The sequence below is a fragment of the Aminobacter sp. P4_D5 genome (assembly GCF_056401815.1).
Map to the genome: position 1 here is coordinate 1 of NZ_JBFUIP010000862.1, position 650 is coordinate 650.

Consider the following 650-nt stretch of genomic DNA (forward strand, 5'->3'; position numbering starts at 1 on the left):
GCGCGGCGCTCCGGCCAGGCGAAGGGCAGCCCCCGCGCGAGCAGGAGCATCGCACCACACACGGCCAGGATGACCGCCACCGCGGAAGGAAAGCCCGAAGGCCCCAGCGGATCGGCGGCGAAGGGCACGACGAGCGACTGTGCGGACCAGAAGGCGAGAGCCGCCAGGACGATCAGCAGCGCACCCAGAATCCGGTCGGCCGAAGCAAAGCTGGTGCCTCGCGCGCCTTCGGTGCTGCCGGCACTCACTGGCTGACCAAACCGACGTCGCGCGCGAGCTGGCGGAACTCGGCAGTCTTGCGCTTCGCCAGCTCGGTGAATTCCGCGCCGACCATGTTGAACTCGAAGAGCCCCTGCGCCGCCCGCTGCGCCGGCCAGTCCGGATGGGCCGTCAGCCGGCGGATCGCCTCGACCCAGAAGTTGTAGGCGGCGTCCGGCATCTGCGGCGGGCCATAGAAGCCGCGCACGATGGGCCATTCGGCGTCGAAACCCTGCTCCTTGGCCGTCGGGACATTGGCCAGCGTGCCGGGCAGTCGCGCCGCCGACAGCACGGCCAGCAGACGGATCTCGCCCGCTTCGAACTGTCCGCGCGCCTCGGAGGCATCGACGGGCGCGAGCTGGATATGCCCGCCCAGCAGTGCCGCCAGCGTC

1 protein-coding gene and 1 pseudogene are annotated in these 650 nt (G+C 70.9%); both read right to left on the reverse strand.

The window, feature by feature from the left end; all coding sequences use genetic code 11:
- Positions 1 to 248, reverse strand: a pseudogene (locus AC1DWF_RS35450) (hypothetical protein); the annotation flags it as partial.
- Positions 245 to 650, reverse strand: a 406-nt coding sequence (locus tag AC1DWF_RS35455; RefSeq protein ID WP_476843142.1) for a tripartite tricarboxylate transporter substrate-binding protein, incomplete at its 5' end; no start/stop codon positions are given. The gene AC1DWF_RS35455 and the pseudogene AC1DWF_RS35450, both read right to left, overlap by 4 nt.